Origin of the sequence: Massilia alkalitolerans DSM 17462 (genome assembly GCF_000427785.1) — a bacterium.
In the GTDB taxonomy this organism is placed as follows: domain Bacteria; phylum Pseudomonadota; class Gammaproteobacteria; order Burkholderiales; family Burkholderiaceae_D; genus Telluria; species Telluria alkalitolerans.
The window spans coordinates 334,720-358,197 of record NZ_ATYR01000003.1; the positions used below are offsets into that span (position 1 = coordinate 334,720).

At 59.2% G+C, this 23,478-nt stretch carries 19 protein-coding genes; 4 read left to right on the plus strand and 15 right to left on the minus strand.

Translation table 11 applies throughout. The features are described from left to right. Nucleotide 1: 1 nt before the first annotated feature. The 6 genes from YWC_RS0105485 to flhB all read right to left on the minus strand — a co-directional run bounded on the left by YWC_RS0105485 (nucleotide 2) and on the right by flhB (nucleotide 7,464). On the minus strand, nucleotides 2-745 hold the full coding sequence (locus tag YWC_RS0105485; RefSeq protein ID WP_027864466.1) for a flagellar motor protein: 744 nt from the start codon (nucleotides 743-745) through the stop codon (nucleotides 2-4). Beyond that, nucleotides 727-1,458, minus strand: a complete 732-nt coding sequence (locus YWC_RS0105490) for an RNA polymerase sigma factor FliA (RefSeq protein ID WP_027864467.1) — start codon at nucleotides 1,456-1,458, stop codon at nucleotides 727-729. The genes YWC_RS0105485 and YWC_RS0105490 overlap by 19 nt, the downstream gene beginning before the upstream one ends. A 34-nt stretch (nucleotides 1,459-1,492) precedes the next feature. Beyond that, nucleotides 1,493-2,290, minus strand: coding sequence for a MinD/ParA family ATP-binding protein (locus tag YWC_RS0105495; RefSeq protein WP_027864468.1), 798 nt, complete (start codon nucleotides 2,288-2,290; stop codon nucleotides 1,493-1,495). Then, a complete protein-coding gene (flhF, locus tag YWC_RS0105500; protein ID WP_027864469.1) occupies nucleotides 2,283-3,743 on the minus strand; it encodes a flagellar biosynthesis GTPase FlhF in 1,461 nt (486 codons plus the stop codon). The genes YWC_RS0105495 and flhF overlap by 8 nt, the downstream gene beginning before the upstream one ends. 410 nt (nucleotides 3,744-4,153) lie before the next feature. Beyond that, nucleotides 4,154-6,274, minus strand: coding sequence for a flagellar biosynthesis protein FlhA (gene flhA, locus YWC_RS0105505; protein ID WP_027864470.1), 2,121 nt, complete (start codon nucleotides 6,272-6,274; stop codon nucleotides 4,154-4,156). Further along, complete coding sequence (gene flhB, locus YWC_RS0105510) at nucleotides 6,274-7,464, minus strand: flagellar biosynthesis protein FlhB (protein WP_027864471.1); 1,191 nt, start codon at nucleotides 7,462-7,464, stop codon at nucleotides 6,274-6,276. The genes flhA and flhB overlap by 1 nt, the downstream gene beginning before the upstream one ends. A 305-nt stretch (nucleotides 7,465-7,769) precedes the next feature. Here flhB and YWC_RS0105515 point away from each other — a divergent pair, with 305 nt between their 5' ends. Then, nucleotides 7,770-8,090 (plus strand): hypothetical protein, encoded by a 321-nt coding sequence (locus YWC_RS0105515; protein WP_027864472.1) that lies wholly within the window; start codon nucleotides 7,770-7,772, stop codon nucleotides 8,088-8,090. Between the two features lie 85 nt (nucleotides 8,091-8,175). Here YWC_RS0105515 and rfbC read toward each other — a convergent pair whose 3' ends face one another. The 5 genes from rfbC to YWC_RS0105540 form a co-directional block, all read right to left on the minus strand. Then, a complete protein-coding gene (gene rfbC / locus YWC_RS0105520; RefSeq protein ID WP_027864473.1) occupies nucleotides 8,176-8,727 on the minus strand; it encodes a dTDP-4-dehydrorhamnose 3,5-epimerase in 552 nt (183 codons plus the stop codon). A gap of 6 nt (nucleotides 8,728-8,733) precedes the next feature. Then, nucleotides 8,734-9,612: a glucose-1-phosphate thymidylyltransferase RfbA gene (gene rfbA / locus YWC_RS0105525; protein ID WP_027864474.1), complete on the minus strand. Its 879-nt coding sequence runs from the start codon at nucleotides 9,610-9,612 to the stop codon at nucleotides 8,734-8,736. A 9-nt stretch (nucleotides 9,613-9,621) separates the two neighbouring features. Beyond that, the gene (gene rfbD / locus YWC_RS0105530; RefSeq protein ID WP_027864475.1) at nucleotides 9,622-10,509 is read right to left on the minus strand and encodes a dTDP-4-dehydrorhamnose reductase; all 888 of its coding nucleotides are present in this window, start codon (nucleotides 10,507-10,509) and stop codon (nucleotides 9,622-9,624) included. 1 nt (nucleotide 10,510) lies between these two features. Beyond that, nucleotides 10,511-11,569 (minus strand): dTDP-glucose 4,6-dehydratase, encoded by a 1,059-nt coding sequence (gene rfbB, locus YWC_RS0105535; protein WP_027864476.1) that lies wholly within the window; start codon nucleotides 11,567-11,569, stop codon nucleotides 10,511-10,513. A gap of 182 nt (nucleotides 11,570-11,751) precedes the next feature. Next, entirely contained in the window at nucleotides 11,752-14,604 is a 2,853-nt protein-coding gene (locus YWC_RS0105540; protein ID WP_229413013.1) for a YjbH domain-containing protein, read from the minus strand. Between the two features lie 658 nt (nucleotides 14,605-15,262). On the opposite strand from YWC_RS0105540, the gene YWC_RS28425 reads away from it, so the two are divergent. The 3 genes from YWC_RS28425 to YWC_RS0105555 all read left to right on the plus strand — a co-directional run bounded on the left by YWC_RS28425 (nucleotide 15,263) and on the right by YWC_RS0105555 (nucleotide 19,249). Beyond that, nucleotides 15,263-17,203 (plus strand): nucleoside-diphosphate sugar epimerase/dehydratase, encoded by a 1,941-nt coding sequence (locus YWC_RS28425; RefSeq protein WP_036213131.1) that lies wholly within the window; start codon nucleotides 15,263-15,265, stop codon nucleotides 17,201-17,203. A 30-nt stretch (nucleotides 17,204-17,233) separates the two neighbouring features. Further along, on the plus strand, nucleotides 17,234-17,794 hold the full coding sequence (locus YWC_RS0105550; protein WP_027864478.1) for a sugar transferase: 561 nt from the start codon (nucleotides 17,234-17,236) through the stop codon (nucleotides 17,792-17,794). Nucleotides 17,795-17,911: 117 nt separating this feature from the next. Next, the gene (locus YWC_RS0105555) at nucleotides 17,912-19,249 is read left to right on the plus strand and encodes an IS4 family transposase (protein WP_084416317.1); all 1,338 of its coding nucleotides are present in this window, start codon (nucleotides 17,912-17,914) and stop codon (nucleotides 19,247-19,249) included. A gap of 31 nt (nucleotides 19,250-19,280) precedes the next feature. Here YWC_RS0105555 and YWC_RS0105560 read toward each other — a convergent pair whose 3' ends face one another. The 4 genes from YWC_RS0105560 to YWC_RS0105575 all read right to left on the minus strand — a co-directional run bounded on the left by YWC_RS0105560 (nucleotide 19,281) and on the right by YWC_RS0105575 (nucleotide 23,478). Further along, nucleotides 19,281-20,240, minus strand: coding sequence for an NAD-dependent epimerase/dehydratase family protein (locus tag YWC_RS0105560; protein WP_027864480.1), 960 nt, complete (start codon nucleotides 20,238-20,240; stop codon nucleotides 19,281-19,283). 124 nt (nucleotides 20,241-20,364) lie between these two features. Then, nucleotides 20,365-21,159, minus strand: coding sequence for a glycosyltransferase (locus tag YWC_RS0105565; RefSeq protein ID WP_211238944.1), 795 nt, complete (start codon nucleotides 21,157-21,159; stop codon nucleotides 20,365-20,367). An 80-nt stretch (nucleotides 21,160-21,239) separates the two neighbouring features. Beyond that, on the minus strand, nucleotides 21,240-22,145 hold the full coding sequence (locus tag YWC_RS0105570) for a glycosyltransferase family 2 protein (RefSeq protein WP_084416318.1): 906 nt from the start codon (nucleotides 22,143-22,145) through the stop codon (nucleotides 21,240-21,242). Further along, the gene (locus YWC_RS0105575) at nucleotides 22,138-23,478 is read right to left on the minus strand and encodes a hypothetical protein (RefSeq protein WP_027864483.1); all 1,341 of its coding nucleotides are present in this window, start codon (nucleotides 23,476-23,478) and stop codon (nucleotides 22,138-22,140) included. The genes YWC_RS0105570 and YWC_RS0105575 overlap by 8 nt, the downstream gene beginning before the upstream one ends.

The window sequence follows — 23,478 nt, forward strand, 5'->3', positions numbered from 1 at the left end:
GTCAGTGACGCGTGAGCAGGCTTGCCACCCGTTCCTCGACCACGCGGGTGTGGTCGCCGGTGGCGAGGTCGTGGAAGACTTCGGCGAGGATCTCGTACTGGGCCACCTTGTCGCTGACGATAGCCTTTAATTTATTCCCGACCGGGTAAAAGAACAGGTTGGCCAGCCCCACGCCGTACACGGTGGAGACGAAGGCCACCGCGATGCCGGACCCCAGGCGCGCCGGATCCGACAGGTTTTCCATCACGTGGATCAGGCCCAGCACCGCGCCCAGGATGCCGATGGTGGGCGCATAGCCGGCCGCCGATTCCCAGATGCGCGCCGCCTGGCGCTGCGAGAATTCGTAGGCGTTGATCTCGTTCTCGAGCAGGCTGCGGATCTTCTCCGGCTGGATGCCGTCGACCACCAGGCGCAGTCCCTTCTGGATGAATTTGTCCTTGCTGTCCATGTACTGCTCGAGCGAGAGCAGGCCGTCGCGCCGCGCGGAGAGGCTCCACAGCGCGATCTCGCGCGAGAGCAGCTCACGGTTCGATTTAGGCGGGAAAAACACCCAGCGCAGCATGCGCAGGCCCAGCATGAAGCTGCGCCGCTCGCTCTGCAGCAGGGTGGCGCCGAAGGTGCCGATCACCACGATGGCGAAGGCGGACGGATGGATCAGCGACGCGAATTTGCCGCCGTCCAGCGTATGGCCGATAAAGATGCCCGCGATCGCGAGCACCAGGCCGGCTACGCTGGCCCAGTCCACAATTGCTCCCGCAGCGCCGCGCGCAGGCGCGACACGGCCTGGGTGTGCAGCTGCGACACCCGCGACTCGCTCACGCCCATGACGGCGCCGATTTCCTTCAAGTTGAGTTCTTCCTCGTAGTAGAGGCCCATCAGCATTTTCTCGCGCGGCGGCAGATTGTCGATGGCGTCGATCACGGCCTGGCGGAAGCCGGTATCGAGCAGGCTGCGCAGCGGGTCGCTGTCGTCCACCGCATAGCGGTCGAGGAAGCCGTCACTGCCTTCTTCAGTGTCGTGGAAGTCTTCGTAGTAGAGCAGCTGGTGGCCGCCGCCGTCGCCCAGCATCTCCTGGTAGTCGCTCAGGGACATCTTGAGCGACTTGGCGATCTCGGATTCGCTGGCCGGACGGCCCAGGCGCTGCTGCAGCGCCTCCATCGCGGCCTCCACCTTGCGCATGTTCTGGCGCGTGGAACGCGGCATCCAGTCGCTGTTGCGCAGCTCGTCCAGCATGGCGCCGCGAATGCGCAGCACCGCGTAGGTCTCGAACTGGGCGCCGTGGTTGTCTTCGTAACGGTTGATCGCGTCGAGCAGGCCCATCATGCCGGCCTGTACCAGGTCATCGACTTCCACCGAAGGCGGCAGCTTGGCCTTCATGTGGTGGGCAAGACGCTTCACCAACGGCATGTGCTCCGTCAGCAAATGGTTCTTGTCCGCTTTCCCTTTGACCGTGTACATGCGTTCTGCTTTTCTCTTCCGCTATCTTTGTTCTTCATCCCCTGCCCATGCCAGGCATCGCGTGCAACGCGAACTTGCCTGCCAGGCGACGGAAGGCGACCGAGGCCCCCGCCAGCGGGAAGGCATCGACCACCGCCCGGCCCAGGCGCGCGGCCCGGTGCAGGTACTCGTCGGCCGGCACCGAACCCATCGAGCGCAGGTTGACCGCCAGGTAGCGTGTTGCCGCAGCTGACATATTATCGTATACCACCTTGGCCTCCGCCTCTGTCGCGCCGGTCACCAGGATGCCGAAGGGACGGCGGCCCAGCTGCTGCGCCAGGCGCTTGATCAGCGCATAGGCATTCGTGATCGACGCGGCGCTGGCAGAGACCTGCACCACGATCTCGGAGCTCGCCATCAGCGGCAGCGGGAATTCACCATCCGGTCCCAGTTCGCCGTCGACCATCACGATGCCGGCCTGCCCCACCAGCACGTCGAAGGTCTTGGCCAGGCGGCGCGCGTCGTTGCTGCCGAGCGGACGGCCAAGCGACGCCACCGAAAAGCCCTGCGGCACCGCGTGCAGCACCTGGTTCAGGCCATACTCCTGGCGCGCCACGGCGGCCAGGTTGGCGGCCCGGTTCAGGCCCAGGCGGCGCGCCACGCCGTAGTCGCGTTCGCAGGCGTCGACGATCAGGACCTCATTCCCCAGCTGGGCCAGCGAAGCGCCCAGGTTGACCAGCATGGCGCCCTTGTCGTCGTCTAGCGTGGCGGACAGAAAAGTGACGATGCGCGGGCGCGGGCCCTGCAGCATCCGGCGCAGGCCTTCCGCCTGGTCGAAGTCGAAACTAGCCAAGGTGCACCTCGCGCAGCGAACGGTCCGCATTTTGTCCAACCGCTGCCGCGGCCATCATCAAAGGCAGGTCGGCATCGCCGAACTGGGCGGAAGCATTACGGTTGTTGCGGAAGGCGCGGTCGATCAGCATGGCGCGGTCGGCCAGGTGCAGGTCTTCCGGCACGCGCTGGCCGTTCGAGATGTAGTGCAGGTTGAGCTTCTGCCGGATCACGACGTCGAGCACGTTGCCGATCGAGGCGGCTTCGTCCAGCTTGGTCATGATGCAGCCGGCCAGGCCCGAGCCCTGGTAGGCACGCACCACTTCGTTCAGGGTCTCGTTCGTCGAGGTCGCGTTCAGGCACAGCAGGCGCTTCACGTCGGCGCCGGAGTCGGAGAGCATGGCCACCTGCTCGGTGACCATCTGGTCGCGCTGCGACATGCCGATGGTGTCGATCAGGACGGTGTGCTTGTTCTTGAGTTCTTTCAGGGCGATGCGCAGGTCGGCCTCGTCCTTCACCGAATGCACCATCACGCCGAGGATCTTGCCGTAGATGCGCAGCTGCTCGTGGCCGCCGATACGGTAAGCGTCGGTGGTGATCAGGGCCAGCTTGTCCGGGCCGTGGCGCATCACGCAACGCGCCGCTAATTTTGCGGTGGTGGTGGTCTTGCCGACGCCGGTCGGGCCGACCAGGGCAAACACGCCGCCGCGGTTCAGGAGATCGTCTTCGTTGGCGATGGTGGTGAGATTACGGGCCAGGACGGTCTTGATCCAGCGCAGCGCGTCGGCCGCGTCTTTGGTCGCCGGCATCTTGTCGATCAGGTAGCGCGCCAGGGTGGCCGAGAAGCCGGCGGCCAGCATCTCGCGCAGCACGGCGGCCTTCTGCGGCTCGCGCTGTTGCGTCGCGTTCCAGGACAGTTCGGCCAACTGGGTTTCCATCAGGCCGCGCATGGCGCGGATCTCGTTCATCATGCCGCTCATTTCAAGAGCGGCCGATTCCTTGGCCTGGGCGATGGCGGCGCTCATCATCTGGGTCATGGCAGCCATGTCGATGCCCGGCTCCGGGGCCGGGGCGCGGCGGTTGACGTAGGTCGGCGGGATGTCCGGTTCGATGGCGGCAGCCGGAGCTGCGCGGCGCTCGACGTAGGGTTGGCCGGCGAACGGGTCCAGCTTCGGCGCGGCGGCGCGTGGCGCCGGCTGGCGCGGTTCCGGTGCGGCGGGCGCGAAGGCGGCCGGGGCGCGGCTGAAGACCGGTTCGGGGTCGAAATCGTTGTCGAAGGCCTGGAAGCTAGGCGCCTGCGGTTCTTCGATGGCCGGGGAAGCCAGTGCGGCGACGTCGTCGTTGTCGAGCGCGAGGATCTCGACCACGCCGTCGACCGGGCGGTTGGAAAGGATGACCGCGTCAGGGCCGAGCGCCTCGCGCACCTTGCGCAAGGCGTCACGGGAAGTAGCCGCTGTAAATTTCTTCACGTTCATCGTTTCTCTCCGCACTTCATTCAGCTGTACTGTTCTAGGTTTCCCAGGCGCAATTGCCCGTCCATAGGCAACATTATTGGCGATGCCGTGAGGAAACCATCGGGGGAAAAGGGAGGGGAAAAGCGCTTATTTCAAAAGGCGAAGGTTTGGCGCAGAGATTCGTCGGGCGACAAATGATGCCAAGGATAGCTACGCGGCGCTGCCAACGTCGCTCAATTTGCTTCATGCACACCGATAACCAGCGTCGTCCCGGCGAAGGCCGGGATCCAATTTCTCATCCGAGGTCAGGCTAACAACTATTCAAGCAAACTTGGATTCCCGCCTTCGCGGGAATGACGGTCTTACGAGCAAGTGAACGAAATAGCGATAGTGACCTGATTTGCTGGATCATCGGACCGGCCCGCTCCTCCTTACATCGGCACGCCCACCAGGCTGGTCACCCGGATCGTCTTAGTCTCCGGAATCTCGTTATGCGACAGCACTTTCAGCTGTGGCACCGCACGCCGCAGGAAGCGCGACAGCAGCACGCGCAGCGGGGCCGGCACCAGCAGCACCGGGCTCAGGCCCATCTGCTCCTGCTGGGCGGCGGCGTTGGCCGCCTGCTGGGCGATGGTGTCGGCCAGGCCGGGCTCGATGCCGGTGCCGTCACCGCCCGCCCCCATCGCCTGCATCAGCAGGCGCTCGAGGCGATTGTCCAGGGTCATCACAGATAGTTCATTCGTGCCAGGGAACAGCTGCTGCACGATGGCCCGCCCCAGCGCCACCCGCACCATCGCGGTCAGCTCGTTCGGATCCTGGGTCTGCCCCGCGTACTCCGACAGGCACTCGATGATGGTGCGCATGTCACGGATGTGCACGCCTTCCACCAGCAGGTTCTGCAGCACTTTCTGCAGGGTCGACAGCGACACCACCTTCGGCACCAGGTCCTCGACCAGCTTGGGCGCCCCCTTGGCCAGGTGATCGAGCAGATCCTGGACTTCCATGCGGCCCAGCAGTTCCGAGGCGTGGGTCGTGATCAGGTGGTTCAGGTGAGTCGCCACCACGGTGCCGGCGTCGACCACGGTATAGCCCAGGCTCTGCGCCTCGTCGCGCAGGCTGGCGTCGATCCAGGTGGCCGGCAGGCCGAAGGCCGGATCGGTGGTGACCAGGCCCGGCAGCGTGCCGCTGGCCATGCCCGGGTTGATCGCCAGGAACTGGCCGTTGATCGCTTCGCCGGTGCCCACTTCCACACCCTTGAGCGTGATGCGGTAGGCCGAGGGTTTCAGTTCGAGGTTGTCGCGGATATGCACCGGCGGCGCCAGGAAGCCGACTTCCTGGGCGAACTTCTTGCGGATGCCCTTGATGCGCTTGAGCAGTTCGCCGCCCTGGCTCTTGTCGACCAGGGGAATCAGGCGGTAGCCCACTTCCAGGCCGAGGGTGTCGACCGCCATGACGTCCTGCCAGGTCGCCTCTTCCGATTCGGCAGGGGTGGCGGCCGCGCCGCCGCCCGCAGCCGTTGCCGCCGCTTCCGCGGCGGCCGCTTCCTTGGCCGGCGCCTCCTTCTTGCGCTTGGCGATCAGGTAACCGCCGCCGCACAGTGCGCTGCCCAGCAGCAGGAACACCAGGTTCGGCATGCCCGGGATCACGCCCAGCGCGAAGATGATGGCGCCGGTGATGTACAGGGCTTCCGGACGGGCGAACAGCTGGTTGGTCACCTGGCTGCTGATGTCGTCCTCGTTGGCCACGCGCGAGACGACCATACCGGCCGCGATCGAGATGATCAGCGAAGGAATCTGGGCCACCAGCCCGTCACCGATGGCCAGCAGGGTGTACACCTCGGCGGCCTCGCCGAAACTCAGGTCGTGCTGCACCACGCCGATGATCAGGCCACCGATGACGTTGATCAGGGTGATCATGATGCCGGCCACGGCGTCGCCCTTCACGTACTTGGACGCACCGTCCATCGCGCCATAGAACTCGGCTTCCTGCGCCACTTCGTTGCGGCGCTTGCGGGCTTCTGCTTCGCCGATCAGGCCGGCGTTCAGGTCGGCGTCGATCGCCATCTGCTTGCCCGGCATCGCATCCAGGGCGAAGCGCGCGCCCACTTCGGCGATACGGCCAGCGCCCTTGGTGACGACCGTGAAGTTAATGATCGTCAGGATGATGAAGACGACGATACCGACCGTGAAATTGCCGCCGATGAGGAAGTGGCCGAAGGCCTCGACCACCTTGCCCGCGGCCGCGCCACCGGTATGGCCTTCGGTCAGGACAATACGGGTCGAGGCGACGTTGAGCGCCAGGCGCAGCATCGTCGAAATCAGGAGGATGGCCGGGAAGGCCATGAAGTCGAGCGGCTTGACCGTGTACAGCGCGGTCAAGAGCACGATGACGGACAGGGCGATGTTAAAGCTGAAGAACACGTCCAGCACGAAGGCCGGCAGCGGCAGGATCATCATCGCCAGCAGGATGACGATGAAGATCGGGGCGGCGAGCGCGCTGGCGCCGCGCGACGCGAGCCCGTTCGTCCATGCCGGCAGTTTGACGCTGTTCATTAGTGCAATGCTCCGTTATTCGGGTCCGTATTTGCTGCCCCCGGTCCCTTGTAGGCCGGGTCGTTCGGGTCCATCTCTGCCGGCACCGCCAGCCTGGTCGGACGATCCGGGTAGATGCCCTCGCCCTTCTTGTAGGCGCGCAGCTGGTAGACGTAGGCGAGGACTTCCGCCACGGCCGAGAACAGCTTTTCCGGGATTTCTTCGTCGATGTCGGTGTGCTTGTAGAGCGCACGGGCCAGGGCCGGGGCTTCCAGCATCGTCACCTTGTGCTCGGCGCCGAGTTCGCGGATCTTGGCCGCCACCTCGTCGACACCCTTGGCCACCACCCGCGGCGCGCCCTTCTGGCCGTCGGCGTACTTCAGCGCCACCGCGTAGTGGGTCGGGTTGGTGACGATCACATCCGCAGTGGGCACATTCTGCATCATGCGGCCGCGCGCCATTTCGCGCTGCATCTGGCGAATCTTCCCCTTAATCTGCGGATTGCCGTCCGACTCCTTCGACTCCTGGATCATTTCCTGGCGCGTCATCTTCATCTTGTCGTGGTAGTGCCACAGCTGCCAGGGACCGTCAATGGCGGCGATCACGCCCAGCGCGCCGGTGATGAACAGGAAGGCCTTGGCCACCAGTTCGCCCACGTGGGCGCTGCCGGCGCCCAGCGGCTCGACCGCCAGGCCGATCAGCGCATCCTTCTGGCTCATGATGACCACCCAGGCCACGGCGCCGACCACCAGGGTCTTGGCGACGGCCTTCAGCAGTTCGATCAGGGCATTGGTGGAGAACATGTTGCCAATGCCCTTGATCGGGTCCAGCTTCATGAAGTTGGGCACGAAGGCCTTGGAAGAGAAATTCCAGCCGCCGATCAGGAGCGGCGAGGCCAGGGCCACGAGCATGATCAGGCCGGCGAGCGGCAGACAGGCGATGATCACGGCCACAAGGTCGGCGGTGATGCGTTCGATCAGGACGTTGGGGTTGAAGACCTGGTCGCGGCTGAGCGAGAGGCCGGACTGCATGGCCTGCTCCAGCTTGCCGATCAGCGAGCCGCCCGTCATCCACAGGCCGGCGCCGGCGGTCATCAGGACGGTGAACGTGGCGATTTCGCGCGAGCGGGGGACGTCGCCTTCTTCGCGGGCTTTCTCCAGTCTTCTGGGTGACGCTGGTTCTGTCTTTTCTGCGTCGCTGTCGTCCGCCATCTACTCTTCCCGTCTCTCTGCACTACTACCAAAGCAGCATTGTCCCAGATATTGCTGCATGGCTATACTTTGAATAAGGGAAGAAATCGCCCGCATTCCTCGCGTAAAGACGCGCAGGACACTTTTGGGATGTGTGCCATGCGTGACGCATGGACATGTTGCAAAAGGTGCGATACGGTGGCTACATTGTCGAAATATGGCGCCTACTCGCGTCTTTTTTGATAAGGGGAAATGTTTTAGTAATATAATGTGCTTGCAATTGATGCACTTGCACCTCTGTAATTTGAACAAATCAAGGACCCAACATGAAAAAGCTTCTCGTTGCTAGCGCTATCCTGAGCCTGCTGTCGACCCCAGTGCTCGCTCAGAGCACCACCACCACCCCGGCGACCAGCACCACCGGCGCAACCGGCACCACCGCAACCGGCACCGCAACCGGCACCACCGCTGCCGGCACCGGCGCTGCTGCTGGCACCGCCAGCACCGGCGGCCTGCTGGGCGGCACCGCCCTGGCTGGCCTGTCGACCACCACCCTGGTCGCCATCGGCGCAGCTGTTGCTGCTGTCGGCGTTGCTGCTTCGGACAGCGACTCGAGCACCAACCACTCGGCAACGACTCACCACTAATCGTTCTGAAAGAGTGCCTTCGGCGCTCTGCCAACGAAAAAAACGGCCGCATCTGCGGCCGTTTTCATATTGAGGCATTGATCATTCAATCGAACAAGTCAGCCTCTTTGAAAGAGCGGCCCGCCGCATCCTTTGCCGCCAGTTGGGGAGCAAAATCGATCGGCCAATCGACAGCCACAGTCGGATCGTTCCACAGCAGGCTGCGCTCGTGCTCTGGGTACCAATAATCCGTTGTCTTGTAGAGGAACTCCGCTGACTCGCTCAACACGACGAACCCATGCGCAAAGCCTGGCGGAATCCACAGTTGGCAATGGTTATCTGCACTAAGGATTTTCCCTACCCATTGTCCGAAAGTCGGTGAGGATTTCCGCAAGTCGACCGCGACGTCGAAGACCTCACCTTGCACTACACGCACCAGCTTGCCCTGAGCATGTTGGATCTGATAGTGCAAGCCGCGCAAGACACCTCTCGCGGACTTGCTGTGGTTGTCTTGTACAAAGTCAACCTCCAAACCCGTGAGCTTTCGGAAGTCTTGCGCATTAAAGCTCTCAAAGAAGAAGCCTCGCGCGTCCCCAAACACTTTCGGGGTTAACACCAGCACGTCGGAGATGGCGGTTGGGGTAACGGTATAAGGCATATCGAATTACTTCAGGAGATTCAACAGGTAACGGCCATAGCCGTTCTTGGACAAGGGCGAAGCCAGCTTCTGCAGGTCAGCAGCGCTGATCCAGCCTTGACGGAATGAGATTTCTTCTGGGCAAGCCACTTGCAGGCCCTGTCGCTTTTGCAACGTTGCAATGAAACTCGCTGCTTCCAGCAGGCTGTCGTGGGTGCCGGTATCCAACCAGGCGAAGCCCCTGCCCATGATTTCCACATCCAGCGCTCCCCGCTCGAGGTAGCACTGGTTCACATCGGTGATCTCCAACTCACCGCGTGCAGATGGCTTGATGTCGGCAGCGACGTTACACACGTTGTTATCGTAGAAATACAACCCGGTTACCGCATAGTTCGACTTCGGTACGTTCGGCTTTTCCTCGATACTGATGGCCCGCTGCTCGGCATCAAACTCGACCACGCCATAGCGTTCCGGATCATGAACGTGATAGGCAAAGACCGTGGCCCCATCGGTACGCTCGTTAGCGCTGTGCAGCTGCTTGACGAGGTCATGCCCGTAAAAAATATTATCGCCCAGAACCAAAGCACTTGGATCGTTGCCGATGAAGTCTCGGCCAATGATGAATGCCTGCGCCAGGCCATCAGGCGAAGGCTGCACTGCATACTGAATATTCATGCCCCACTGGCTGCCGTCGCCGAGCAGTTCCGCAAAGCGCGGGGTATCGTGCGGTGTGCTGATGACTAGGACGTCGCGAATACCGCTCAGCATCAAGGTACTGAGAGGGTAGTAAATCATTGGCTTGTCATACACGGGCATCAGCTGTTTACTGACAGCCTGGGTCACCGGATAAAGCCGTGTTCCGGAGCCTCCAGCGAGGATGACTCCCTTGCGTTTGGAATTGGACATTATTATCTTTTAAAAAATTTGCTGTAAGACGTGGCGGACGCTTTCCTGCCATGGCGGGAGGCGCAGGCCAAAGGTCGTGCGGAAGCGGCTGGTATCGAGCCTGGAATTGGCCGGCCGCTTGGCGAGAGTCGGATACTGCGCGGTCGTGAGCGGCATCACTGTCTCCGGCCTTGCCTTGAGCTCCTTGCCCGCGGCCAAGGCTTCACCGACCACAAAGCGTGCATAGTCACACCAGCTGGTTTCGCCCGATGCGGCAACGTGGTAGGTGCCGTATGGGAAGTCATCCGCGCCTTCGCGCTGGTATTGCCGTACCAGGTGGGCTGTCAGGTCAGCCAGCACGGCTGCCGAGGTCGGCGCGCCGAACTGGTCCGCCACGACGTTCAGCTGCTCGCGTTCGGCAGCGAGGCGCAGCATGGTTTTTGCAAAATTGCCCCCGTGCGCCCCCACCACCCAACTGGTGCGCATGATCAGGTGGCGCGCATTGGCCCTGGCCAATGCCATCTCCCCCGCGTACTTGGTGCTGCCGTAGACGCTTTGCGGGTCGGGCTGGTCGTCTTCCGAATAGCTGCCATCCTTGCTGCCGTTGAACACATAGTCCGTAGAAAAGTGTATGACCAGTGCGCCAAGGCGCGCGGCCTCTTCGCCAATAACGCCGGGTGCCCGGGAGTTTACGGCGAATGCCGTGGCTCCATCGGCCTCGGCTTTGTCCACTGCGGTGTAGGCGGCCGGATTGACAATGACGTCCGGTGCGACACGCCGCACCAGTTCACGGATTGCCTCGACGTCAGCTAGGTTGCAGTCTGTATGGTTGACGGCAACGACTTCGCCCAATGGCGCCAGCGCACGTTGTAACTCGAAGCCGACCTGACCATTCCTGCCTGTTACGAGGATTTTCAACTTATGCTCCGTACTGCTTGCCGACCCACTCGCGGTAGGCGCCGCTAGTCACATTACCTGCCCACTCTTGATTGTCGAGATACCAGCGCACGGTCTTGCGGATGCCAGTTTCAAAGGTTTCTGCCGGTTTCCATCCAAGTTCACGTTCAAGCTTGGTGGCATCGATCGCGTAGCGGCGGTCATGGCCGGGACGGTCCGTCACGAAGGTGATCTGGGTCTTGTACGACGCGCCGTCGGCGCGCGGGCTAAGTTCATCAAGAATATCGCACAAGGTGCCAACGACTTCGAGATTAGCCTTTTCGTTCCAGCCGCCCACGTTGTAGACCTCGCCAAGCTTGCCCGCTTCGAGCACCCGGCGGATGGCAGAGCAGTGGTCTTTGACGTACAGCCAGTCACGGATCTGCTGTCCGTCGCCATAGATCGGCAACGGTTTGCCGCCCAGCGCATTCTGGATGCACAGCGGAATCAGCTTTTCCGGGAAATGATACGGGCCGTAGTTATTTGAACAGTTCGTCGTCAGCACCGGCAAGCCATAGGTATGGTGATAGGCACGCACCAGGTGATCGCTAGCCGCCTTACTCGCCGAATACGGGCTGTTGGGCTCGTAGCGGTTGGTTTCGCTGAACGCGGGATCGTCCTTGCCGAGCGAGCCATAAACCTCATCGGTTGACACGTGCAGGAACCGGAATGCCGCCTTTTCCTGCTCAGGCAGGCTGCCCCAGTATTCGCGCACCGCTTCCAGCAGGTGGAAGGTGCCGACGATATTCGTCTGGATGAAGTCTTCCGGGCCGTGGATGCTTCGGTCGACATGACTTTCAGCGGCGAAGTTCACGACCGCGCGCGGCCGATGCTCCTTCAGCAGTTGCCGAAGCAGGCCGACGTCGCCGATATCGCCCTGGACAAAGATATGGTTCGGATTGTCGCGCAGGCTGGCCAGGTTCTCCAGGTTGCCTGCATAGGTCAACTTGTCGAGGTTGACGACTGCTTCGTCGGAAACCGTGAACCAGTCGAGCACGAAATTACTGCCGATAAACCCGGCACCGCCGGTCGTTAAGATCATATGAGAATACTCCAAATAGCTGCGAAAGCGTCTCGGTAAGCGGCCTTGTTCGTCCGATATCGAACACGCTGGTATACGGAAAACACGACAATTGTAAATAACTGCGCACTTCCAGACTGAAAATCTTTACGATGGGGTAAGCGATTTTCGGTGGTAACGTCGGGAATATGCATCAATAGACGTCAATAGCTGCCGCTCCATGCCACACTGAGCGACTTCGGTCCTGGACTGACAGCGAAGTGCGAACGCGGGTTGTCGCGCTGCGCCTGCCATAGCCAGCTGCCCACGGCATAGCCGATCACGCCACCGGCAACCACGTCCGACACCCAGTGTTGGCGCCCGGCGCTACGACCAAGCGAGCTCGCGGCGGCAAGGCCGTACAGCCATGGCGCATCATATTCCTGGGCGAACGGCGTTACGGCAGCAAATGCCACTGCGCTGTGGTTTGATGGGAAAGACGAATCCGAGCGTTTCGACGCCCTGCTCCACCGCCCCTGCTCTTCTTGCGGACGCGCACGGCCGACCAGGCGCTTAGTCGCCATGGACAGTGCGGCGCTGCCGACGACAGACTCCAGAGAGATAATGCCGATATTCTGCATCCGTGCATCGCCGAACGCCACCGCACCGGCGGCCGCGCCAACCAATACTGCAGGCATTGCCTTTCCGGCCTTATCCCAGGCTTCCGTGACGCGCGAACCGGCATGCTTCTTCATGAAGCGGTCGACGGGCTTGTCCAGCAAGGCGCTGCCCAGGATCGCTCCGCCGGCAAGCATCGTCCCATTGGCCCATTGCGGCAGCGTCGGGGTAGCTGATGCCGCCTGTTCGAGGCGCCAGCGGAAGGCCGGCCATGGGCTCGCCATTGCACGTACTGGCGGATTCACCGCAGCGAGGCCCTGTTCGTCGCGGCGCTCGGCGAAGTTGCCCAGGCCATCATAGGTCGTCAGGTCGCGGCGCGGCTGCTCCATGATGTCGTACAGGTCGCCCGGACTGGCCACCATCTGGCCGACGTCGCGCGTCCAGGGCGCAATCGCCATGCCCGCTGTTGCCTGGGAATCCATCGGCAACATGATGTTCAGCGGCACCGACAGGAACACGCCTTTATCGTTGTACGGATTGGCAGGCGAGCCGGGATTGGTGATGTCCTTGCCATTTGTCCTAGTGTACCAGACGCCGATTTCGGTACCCGACTGGAAACGGCGTTTGAACTCCACCCGCACGCCGTCGTCCTTGGCGAGGAAGCGCCCCGCCCGCGCGGTCGCGGTAACGTCATACGGGAGCCTGTAATGCAGGGAGCCCAGGGCTGTCACGGTACTGTAGTCACGCTTGTCGAACCAGCCCTTGAAGCCACGCTGCTGCAAGGCGTCCACACTCAGGTCCACGGCCCAGCGGCTATCTTTCGGCAAGTAGAGGATCTGGCCACCGACGCCGCGATACATCTCTTCATAGAAACCGGCAGACGCGCGCACGTATACGCGCTCATCGAGCGTCATGTATTTATTGACCAGCAGTCGATTGAGCTTGAAGCGCCCACCCCGCTTGTACTCGGCAATGTCGGTGCGGACGTGGGGCAGCAAGCTGTTCGACGGCTGGGTGACACCCGAAACGTTTTCGAGGATGTTCAGCCTGAATGCACTGTTCAGGTAGGTGCCTTCCGCCAGGCGCTTGTCATAATTGGCAGCCGCGGCGACTTCGTAACGCAAGGCGCCGCTCGGATCGTTGAAGAAGAAGCCGATCTTCGGCACGACCTTGAAACGGTTCGCCTCACGGTCTTCCGAAACCACCTGGACCATGTTGCCGTCATGTCCCACTTGTACAGCCAAGCCATTGCCTTCCTCCATGACTGCGGCCAGCAAGCCGTCCTGGTCGCCACCGGGCCTGTCAGCCGGAGTCGAATAACGCACCACCACGCTCTGCAGGAAGGATTCGCGGCCTGTAAGCCCGGTCAGATAGTCGGTCAGGCGCGGCAGGTCGATGAACTCGTAGGTAGCGATCGGTTGCTCGAGCTTGGTGTACGTCACATGGATCGAGCGCGTGCCCTCCGGCGCGAACGCCAGCGCAGTACGTGCGGCACGGCCTACCGCGCGGCCCATATTCGAGATCCGGTTATTGGTCAGCGTGAGTTTGAGGCTTGCTCCATCGAGTTCGACGCGGACGTTCTTGAAATCCTGCTTGGCCAGGGCTTGTGCCAGTCCGGCGCCATGGACGCCGCTTTGCCGCCACTGATCGAGCGAAACACGGGCCGGCGCGGTTTTCGGGTTGAACGGCGCCGGCTCGTACAGCTTCGGGATGAATTCGCGTTCGGAGAACGGGATGCTGATGTAAGCGTTGGCGCTGAAGTGGTCGCGATGCCGCGCGACTTGGGCGCCTAGCCAACCCCATCGATATTCCACCCCTACGGCAGGACCTTTTTTTCGTGTCGCCGCGCCCGTCGCCTCGGCCCGGAAGTCGCTCGTGTAGTCGTTCGCATCATACTCGGCCACCAGTGCCCACCCCGGCGCGGACAGGGGCGCCCAGCGCGCGCCGGCGAAGACGCCGCTCGGGCGGGTTCCGCCGAAACCGATGGTAGCTTCGATATTCCGGGCAGCGCCAAACGTCTTGGAGGCCGCGAAATATTTTCCTTTGAAGAGCTGGGTACCCAATAAATCGGTTGCGCCAATCGAGAGCGCTGGCAACCATGACGACTCTTGCCAAAGATTGAGCTTCGCGTCGACTACCTTGTCTTTATAACGGCCATATTTCTTGCCATATTCTGGATCTGCATTTGCGAACGCCGGAACACCTGTCACAGATACATAGCGTCCGGTCACCTGAAGAAACGGCAGGACTGTAGCCGTAACCCATGTACCACCATAAGGACTATCATAACCGTAGCCCGCAGTAATTGTCCCGTCGCGCTCAACCCAGGCACTCGGCATATTGACATAACCCGACTGCCCCATTACCGAGGGAGTCGCTCCCCATGCATTCACCGCGCCCAGCACGAGCGAACTGCATAAAGAGAGTTTGAAAGAGCGTTTAAAAGCAATGTCGAGCATTAGGGGATCCGGCAAAATGCATCGTTCCCCATCCGAGAAATGGACAGGCAGCAGATGCAAACGGAAGAGTTTATCAGGTCAACCCTTGGTAGCCAACAACTCTTGTCAGCGACCTGAGGGAAGCAGCACCCTACTGGACAGGCATCGATGCCGCCAACAGTGAAGTTTGGATGCGCGCAAGCACTATTTCATTCTAATCCAACAACATCGCGATCCTGATGTGATGCGTTGACGCAACACTCTCTTAGGATTTTTCCTACTAAATTACTTGCATTAAAGTCTACTTTTCATGCGCTGTGCATTAATTGACATGTAACATTTCGCTCGTGCCGGTAGAGTTGCACAGCAGCGTATGCCAGGCGAATCAACGCTGAACGAGAGGGCGTCTGGGACGAAAATGTCGCCCCCTCGTTAGGGGGAATTTTCCTACAGTGACGTGTATTTTTCCGCGTCAATAAAGTATCATTGAGCGGATGCAACGTTACGCCGTTCAATATATGAACCGGCCCACGCGACCGTTACAAACGGTGAGAATCGCGCCTCCCCCAAGGAATACTCCGGATCTCAACGAAAGAGTGATAAGAGCCCTCTTCGTCCGGGGAAATATTTCTCGGAACTTCGACGACGTCCCGGATACGAAATCCAATTTGCTTCAAACATGAAAAACAGATTTTTAGAGCTACCCCGTCGCCAAAAGCAAATCGTCGCAGCCGCTGCCGACCTTGTTTTCGTTCCACTTATCTTTTTGGTGGCTTTGGCACTGCATTTTAATACGCTTCAATCACCGGAAGTAGTCAATTATTTTTGGTTGATTCTGGCTGCTCCATTTGTCTCGATTCCGATTTATGCTCGTATCGGTTTATACCGGGCGATTATCAGGTATATCGATCACCAGATTGTGATGACGGTCGTCAAAGGCGCCATGATCACGGTATTGGTTCTGGTTGGGCTCGCCGGCTTTGTTCTGGAAAATAACTTCTCTGCCACGCCGTTCCTGATTTTTGCCGCGAACCTCGTTCTATATCTGCTGGTAAGCCGTTTCACGGCCCGCGGATTTTTCGTGGGTGATCGTCGTGCCAACCAGCGCGTTAATGTCGTAATTTACGGCGCAGGCAACGCGGGCGTGGCACTGGCAAACGCCCTGCTTCCTGGGCGGGAATACTTGCCGGTGGCATTTATCGACGACAATCCACAATTGCACCGAGCAACGATCGCCGGTATCAAGGTACATTCCCCCAAGCGTATCGAAGAGCTTGTTCAGCAACATGAGGTAGGCGCGGTGCTGCTGGCGATGCCCTCACTGACCAGCGCGGAACAGAAGCGCATCATTGACGGCCTTACTCCTCTGAAGGTCAAGATCAAGGTCACCCCGCCGATGAAGAACCTGGTCAAAGGCATGTCGCGTGTCGAAGACGTGCGCCAGATCGAAATCGAAGACCTTCTCAGCCGCGACCCGGTGGCGCCGAACAACGCCCTGTTGTCGGTGTGCATCACCGGCAAGAGCGTGGCCGTGAGCGGCGCAGGAGGATCGATCGGTTCCGAACTGTGCCGCCAGATCGTCAAGCTCGCACCGCGCAGGCTGGTGATGATCGAGCTGACTGAGTACGCCCTCTATGCCATCGACCAGGAACTGCGTTCCGTGTGCGCCGCGAACGGCTATGACATCGAGCTTGTTCCCTTCATGGGCTCCGTATTGGATTACAAGAAGTCTTGCGAGATTTTCCGTCAATTCGAGATCGACACCGTCTACCACGCTGCCGCCTACAAGCACGTACCACTGGTTGAACAGAATCCTGTCGAAGGCATCCGCAACAACGTTTTCGGCACGCTCAACTTTGCCCGTGCTGCCGTCGAGGCCAAGGTCAAGTACTTCGTCCTTGTTTCGACCGACAAGGCTGTTCGTCCTACCAACGTGATGGGTTCGACCAAACGCCTTGCCGAGCTCATCCTGCAGGCATTCTCCCGCCAGCACAGCAGCACACGCTTCTGCATGGTTCGATTCGGAAACGTCCTCGGTTCTTCGGGTTCCGTTGTGCCCTTGTTCCGCCGGCAGATCGCAGCGGGCGGACCTGTCACGCTCACCCATCCGGAGATCACGCGCTATTTCATGACGATCCCGGAAGCGGCCCAACTCGTCATCCAGGCTGGTTCGATGGGCAAGGGTGGTGATGTGTTCGTGCTCGATATGGGTGAGCCGGTGAAGATCGCGGACCTGGCCAAAAAGATGATTTACCTGAGCGGCAACGAAGTACGCTCGGCTTCCTCCGAATCCGGCATTGCGATCCAGTATGTCGGCCTGAGGCCGGGCGAGAAGCTTTATGAAGAACTGCTCATTGGTGACAATGTCAGCGGGACCGAGCACCCCCTGATCATGCGCGCCCAGGAAGCCGAAATCGCATGGCCTTTCCTGGAAATCATGCTGAAGCATCTGGATGAGGCCTGCAATCTCGCAGACCACGACCTGATCCGCACCCAGCTGCGCAAGATTGTTCCTGAATTTACGCCGTCGTCGGACATCGATGACCACCTCTGGAAAAAGCACAAGGAACGCAGCGGCGCAGACGAGTGCGATCCGCTCCTTGAAGAGGCGCGTGCCTGATTACTGTTTAGAGAAAAGGTCGAGTATTAAATGAAACGTGCAGTTGATTTTCTGTTGGCATTGCTGGCGTCGGTCGTCTTTCTTCCCCTGCTGATTGTCCTGGCGCTGGTCGTCAAGTTGACGTCCAAGGGCCCCGTCCTGTATTGGTCCAATCGCGTCGGCCGGGAAAACCGTATATTTGCGATGCCGAAGCTGCGCACGATGCGTACCGACACGCCCGTGGTCGCTACCCATCTCCTGACCGACCCGGACCAGTACCTGACGCCCGTCGGCGGCTTTCTGCGTCGTACCAGCCTGGATGAGCTTCCCCAGTTGTGGTGCATTCTCACTGGCGACATGAGCATCGTCGGGCCGCGCCCTGCCCTGTTCAACCAGCAGAACCTGATTGAACTACGTACCGAACATGGCGTGCACACGATCCGCCCGGGCCTGACTGGCTGGGCACAAATCAACGGCCGAGATGAGTTGCCGATTCCGGAAAAGGTAAGACTGGATGTGGACTACCTGCGAATGCAGTCACTGGTTTTCGATGCAAAAGTGATGTTCCTCACCTTCATCAAAGTAGCGCGACGCGAAGGCATTACACACTGACCGCGTGCCACTGGTCGCTGTCTGATTAATCGAAAAAGCCAGGCTCTAGGGCCTAATGCCTGTCACTTAAGGCATTGACCTGCCGGCGGCTTGAGCTAAACGGATTCATGTTCAAACATGAATCCGTTTTTTATTATGGCTCTCCAACTTGACCTGGACTATGCGGCGGAGCTGGCGCCGCATGAGTTCGAGCGCTTCGCCAGCCTGATCGATCCGGCTTGGATCGATGAAGCTCTGCAACAGACTGGGACAGTGTCATTGCGCCGACGGCGCTTGCCCGCCGAACGCATGGTGTGGCTGGTGATAGGTTTGGCGTTGTTTCGCAATGAACCGATCTGGCATATCGTCCAGCAGCTCGATTTGGCAGATGGTCCGGTGGCAAAGACACCCGTGCCAAGTGCCGCAGTGGCGGGCCGTGAGAGCTTGGGGGCGGCGCCAATGGCTTGGCTGTTCAACCGCATCTCGGCCTGCTGGGGTAAGCAAGCCGTACCAGGGCAAGGTTTGTTTCATGGACTGCGCAGCTACGCTGTCGATGGCGTAGTCTGGTCGCTTCCCGATACGGCGCAGAACTGTGCGGACTTCGGCAAGCCATCAAACGACAAGGCCAATGGAGCGTGGCCACAGCTTCGCGTGGTCTGCCTCATGGACTTATTCAACCACTTAGTCCATGCCGCCGAGTTCGGCGGTTACCGCACCAGTGAGCTCGGCCTTGCGAGATCGGTCATGCATGCCGTACAGGACGACTCACTGACGATTTTCGATCGTGCGTATTTCTCTGCTGCCTTCCTGCTCGACTGGCAGCAGGCTGGACAGCAAAGGCATTGGCTTATGCGAGCGAAAACTCCATTGCGATATGAAGTGGAGCACCAGTTTGCACCGGATGACTTCCTGGTCCGCATGCCGGTCTCGCCGCAGGCACGGAAGGAGCGTCCAGACTTGCCCTCCCATTGGCAGGCCCGGCTCATCAAATGCATGGTCGGTGGGAAGCCACGCCAGTTCCTGACATCCTTGTGCGACGCTCACCGCTTCCCCGCGCGCGAGATCGCCGCGTACTATATGCAGCGCTGGGAAATCGAGTTGGGATTCAGGGAGATCAAACAGGGCATGCAGAAAAACGCAGCTACGTTGCGCAGCAAACTGCCGGAACTGATACGCCAGGAAGTGTGGGGCATGCTCATCGCCTATAACCTGCTGCGTCATGAAATCGGCCAGATGGCCAGCGAACTGCAGGTGCCGCCCCAGCGCCTGAGCTTTCAATGGCTGGCACTGGCGATTACCACGGCCTTGTATCACTGGCCTTTGCAGACTCCGGGCACCTTCCCTAAACGTCTGGCCTTGTTACATCAGCAAGCACGCTCATATCTTCTTCCAGAACGACGAACGCGAGCCTACCCACGAACGGTCAAACCGCCACGATCCAGATATCCAATAAAAAATGCCAGTCAGCTTAACTGACTGGCATTAGGCTCTAGGGCCTGGCTTTTTCTTAAGGGTCAACGTACCAGCTTCCCGTCCGCCGAAGGCCTTCGGCCAGCGAAACCGGTGGATGCCAGTTCAACACTGTACGCGCATGACTCGCGTCCACCGTCAGGTTGCCGCACAATTTCTCAAACATGGCGCTCTTTCCCGCTATGCCCGCTACGAAGCCTAGCAAGGCCGGGCTGAGGGAAAACAGCGGCGCCTTTTTCCCCATGCCTGCTGCGAGGCCGCGCAACAAACCAGGCAGGGTGACGTCTTCCATATCCGATACCAGGAAAACCTCGCCGGCAGCCTGAGGATTCAAGACACAAGTGGCGAGAAAATCCGCCAGATTCCAGACACTGACGAAACTGCGCTTGGTCGATATCGCCCCGAACGGCAGCGGAACACCACTCGACAACAATTTTAGCAAGCGCAGGAAATTTCCAGGACAATCTGGGCCGTATACAAGTGGTGGGCGCACGATGACCAGCTCCATCGCACTATTGCTTGTCTCTTCGATCAGGGCTTGTTCGGCTTCGAATTTGGAAATTGCGTAAGCTTCGGCTGGTGCCGCTGCATCCGCTTGAGTAAACGGGCGGGAATTCGCGTTGCCGTTGACCCCGATCGAACTTACAAATACGAAACGCCTGACGCCGGCACGGGCCGCACAGCGTGCCAGTTGCACTGAGCCGGCGACATTGGTGGACCGGAAGGCTGCCAGCGGGTCATCGATTGTGTCGTTCAGGATATGGGCGCGCGCTGCCAAATGGATCACACTGGAGCATCCTGTCAAGGCATTTGTCCAATCAGTCTCAGCATCGATGTTTCCGACGCTATTGGTTTCAATCGTCGGACCAGCACGCATGGCGATCCTTGCCGAGGCATCGCGTACGGCAGCAACCACTGGAATGCCGCGCGCCATCAATTCCATGCAAACTGCTTTGCCGACGAAGCCGTTAGCTCCTGTTACTAGAACTTTTTCCATTTATTTGAATGACTTTCAACAGTCGCATTCCAGATGCCGATCTAATGCATGCCTGAAGGCACAAGGATCAGCAGCCGGTATAAGGACCTATCTCTATCTACCGCTCCCGGCCGAATCCAGCCACTTAACGGGCGTGCTTATAGAAGAGTTTGCGCATGCCGGAAGGCGACACACGCACAACCGTACGGATTGCCAGATAGATGAAAAGGTCATGCAGGCCCAGGAAACTGATCGATCTCTGATAGCGCAGTAGTCCCAGTTCCCCCTTCAGGAAACTGACACCGCGACGGACGATGAAATCGTCGCCGGTACGCATATGGACCAGCACCGCAGGGATATTCGCGAAACGATAACCCTTCACCAGCATCGCCGACCAGAGTGCATAGTCCTCCGGGAAGACCATAGGATATCCTCCGACCGCCAGCACCGAACTCTTCCTGTAGATCGAGGCCGGGTGGTTGATGGGATTGCGCCGCTTGGAGAACTTGAGAATCTCTTCATGAGTAGGCGGAACTTTTTTGACAAAACCGGATGCCTGCATCGTTTGGGTGCGCTCTTCGATCCACGAGCTGGCGACGTCGATAGACGGGTTCGCCTGCATGAACGCTACCTGCAACTCGAAGCGATTGGGAAGCATGATGTCGTCGGTATCCATCCGCGCAACGAGTTCATGGGAACAATGCTTCAGGCCGACATTGAGCGCCGTTGCCAAACCCTGGTTGGTTTCCAGTTTTACGCTCTTGAGTGGCAGCAATTCGGAATAACGGTCGATGACGGCATACAGCTCGCCAGTCAGGGGGCCGTCTTCAACAAGCACGATTTCAGACGCCTGAAGCGTTTGCGCCATTAAGCTCTTTAAACATTCTTCGAGAAAAGCGGGATTCTCTTTTTTGTAAACCGACATCAGTACGGAAAACATCATATATTTCCTATTAGTTCGATGTCCTGCCCGGGTAGCGACGACGCGCGAATCGAGGCAGAACACATAGATCAAATCAATTACCAGCTCAGCTTGCCGTCCTTGCCGGCAATTACGTCGCTGAGCGCTTTCCAGATATATTTGCGCCGGGCCTGGCCATCCCCAACCCAGAATGCATAGAGCGGCATTTTGGCAAGCATGATCACGAGGCGCTTCATGCGCCAGGACAGCGGAACGTACCGGCGTTTCAGCATGTAAAAGCCGTTCCGGTATTGATAATAGTGACGTATCGGCGCAGGTAATCCCACTTGAAAACCCAGAATCTTCCGATGGCCGTTGCCGAGCATGTGGGTGATTGCACTGCCAGGGTCGACATAGACTTTCATTCCCCGATAACGTGCACGCCAGCACCACTCCCAGTCCACATAATCGATAAACAACGCTTCATCCTTCGGACCGACTTCCTCATAAGCCTTTCGGGAAAAGAAAAAACCCGAACTCAAGGTTTTATCTACGACCACTACTTGCGTAGTCTTCCCGTGGCCGTCATAAACGAAGCCATCCGCCCTCACGGCGATTGGCCCGATTCCTGCTACCCGTTCTCCGTCCTGGACCAGTCGCGCGTGGCTCTGCGCGATCTTTTCAACGTATCCTTGAGGAAGCGACGAATCTTGGTCAATCTCGATGAAATACTCGTAACCGTGCGCGATCGCGTAGTCTACGCCGCGGTTTTGCGCAGCCGCTATGCCGATGTTCCCGCCCATCGGCAGGTAGACCGCGTTTGCAAATTTCAAAACCTCATCACGAACTTGCTGCTGAACCGAGGCATTGTCGGAGTTATCGCAAACTACCACTTGCGCTACCTGGTTCACATAGCTCGACAGGTTTTTGCCGAACGAACGAAGCTCAGGATTATATGCCGTAACGATGACACTTACTTCCGGTGCACCATGCACCAAACCTTTTTCTGCTGGACGATTATTCATATACACGCTGCTTTTTCGAAAATACTGCACAAGAAATCTTCAGCAGAAAGAACAACAAACAAAGATCGAACACGTAAGCCAGACCGACTGTGGGTTCGAGCATCAGGGCCTGGGAACGGAGCCAGATGGCGGCCGCCAGAGCCGAGTAGAAAATCTTATCCTTGCCGTCCTTCGCCAATAACAGTAGAGAGGAGAGCAGGAACGATATTGCAAGGACGAAGAGAGGTCCCAAGAGGAATCCGAAATACTTATATGCAAAGAGGTCGAAATGGCTTGTGGGCCCGCCTGCGACATCGTTCCATGGATAAAAATACATGATCGTTTGCCGTCCGATATTCAGTTCGTCGACGCTATAGCCGACGAGTGAGCTCATACGTCCGGTACCGATGAACGGGGCGCCGAATGCTACCAGGACGTTGTCTGTTTTCAACTCCTCGATGACGCGATTGGGGAGTGAAAAATAATACTTGTCGGCGTTGGCGATCACCCGTAGCAGCAAGCGCTCGACTACCAGTGAATCGCCGGCGGTGTATTGAGGATCCACGTCCTGCGTGCCACTGTCGTTTTGCAGGTTTGCAGACAAGACCAGCAGGGCGAATCCAAGCGCGGAAAAAAATACGGAGAGTGCAACCCACAAGCGGAATTTCGGCTTCTCGTAATGGATGGATATCGCCAGAATGACAGCGTAGATGGCCTCCAGCAGGGCGAATTTCGATCCGTTCACCACAGACCCGACAACGATCAGGACAAGAACGCAGAAAAACAACACGAGGTTCCCGGGTTTTAATCCGCCATCATTGCGAAAACGCCGAACCGCCAGCAGTGCCAAGTAGGCAACAACAAACAGGCGCAGCGCGTCGGCGACCCGCACGAACATGCCGAAACCACGATTCTGCTCGAATCGATTTGATTCGGCAAACATGCCGACGCCGACAAACGCAATGATCGCGACCAGCAACAGTACGTATATGGTCAACGCAACGGCAAATTCGAGCGTTCCCTCGCCGCGCGGCACCAAGAAGCGCAGGAACGTCTTTTTCATTGGACTGGCTTTGGCGCGGGCAAAAAGCCGGAACGAAACGATAAACACGAGGCCGAAAAGCAGGACCATCATGAATAGGTAAGTGTCGATGTGCCCCAATAGAAACAAGCCGACCACGATGCCGTATGCCGAGCCAAAAGTAAAAGTCCAGTAAAAGTGGAGCGGATCCAAGTAACCGGCTGGAGAAATTTTTCGTACTGTCAGGAACAACACTCCCATCATGATGATCATGGATGGAAGGAATATCGAAAGGTTCTCGAAAAATTCCAGAAAAAATGCGAAATCGCTCAT

Bases quoted from the DNA above. Each gene is read 5' to 3' on its own strand.
- flhF (WP_027864469.1), bottom strand. From the start codon at position 3,743: ATGAACGTGAAGAAATTTACAGCGGCTACTTCCCGTGACGCCTTGCGC.
- YWC_RS0105575 (WP_027864483.1), bottom strand. From the start codon at position 23,478: ATGAGCGATTTCGCATTTTTTCTGGAATTTTTCGAGAACCTTTCGATA.
- rfbC (WP_027864473.1), bottom strand. From the start codon at position 8,727: ATGCCTTATACCGTTACCCCAACCGCCATCTCCGACGTGCTGGTGTTA.
- YWC_RS0105540 (WP_229413013.1), bottom strand. From the start codon at position 14,604: ATGCTCGACATTGCTTTTAAACGCTCTTTCAAACTCTCTTTATGCAGT.
- YWC_RS0105570 (WP_084416318.1), bottom strand. From the start codon at position 22,145: ATGAATAATCGTCCAGCAGAAAAAGGTTTGGTGCATGGTGCACCGGAA.
- YWC_RS0105515 (WP_027864472.1), top strand. From the start codon at position 7,770: ATGAAAAAGCTTCTCGTTGCTAGCGCTATCCTGAGCCTGCTGTCGACC.
- YWC_RS0105565 (WP_211238944.1), bottom strand. From the start codon at position 21,159: ATGTTTTCCGTACTGATGTCGGTTTACAAAAAAGAGAATCCCGCTTTT.
- rfbB (WP_027864476.1), bottom strand. From the start codon at position 11,569: ATGATCTTAACGACCGGCGGTGCCGGGTTTATCGGCAGTAATTTCGTG.
- rfbA (WP_027864474.1), bottom strand. From the start codon at position 9,612: ATGTCCAATTCCAAACGCAAGGGAGTCATCCTCGCTGGAGGCTCCGGA.
- flhA (WP_027864470.1), bottom strand. From the start codon at position 6,274: ATGAACAGCGTCAAACTGCCGGCATGGACGAACGGGCTCGCGTCGCGC.
- YWC_RS0105555 (WP_084416317.1), top strand. From the start codon at position 17,912: ATGAATCCGTTTTTTATTATGGCTCTCCAACTTGACCTGGACTATGCG.
- YWC_RS0105490 (WP_027864467.1), bottom strand. From the start codon at position 1,458: ATGTACACGGTCAAAGGGAAAGCGGACAAGAACCATTTGCTGACGGAG.
- YWC_RS28425 (WP_036213131.1), top strand. From the start codon at position 15,263: ATGAAAAACAGATTTTTAGAGCTACCCCGTCGCCAAAAGCAAATCGTC.
- YWC_RS0105560 (WP_027864480.1), bottom strand. From the start codon at position 20,240: ATGGAAAAAGTTCTAGTAACAGGAGCTAACGGCTTCGTCGGCAAAGCA.
- flhB (WP_027864471.1), bottom strand. From the start codon at position 7,464: ATGGCGGACGACAGCGACGCAGAAAAGACAGAACCAGCGTCACCCAGA.
- YWC_RS0105550 (WP_027864478.1), top strand. From the start codon at position 17,234: ATGAAACGTGCAGTTGATTTTCTGTTGGCATTGCTGGCGTCGGTCGTC.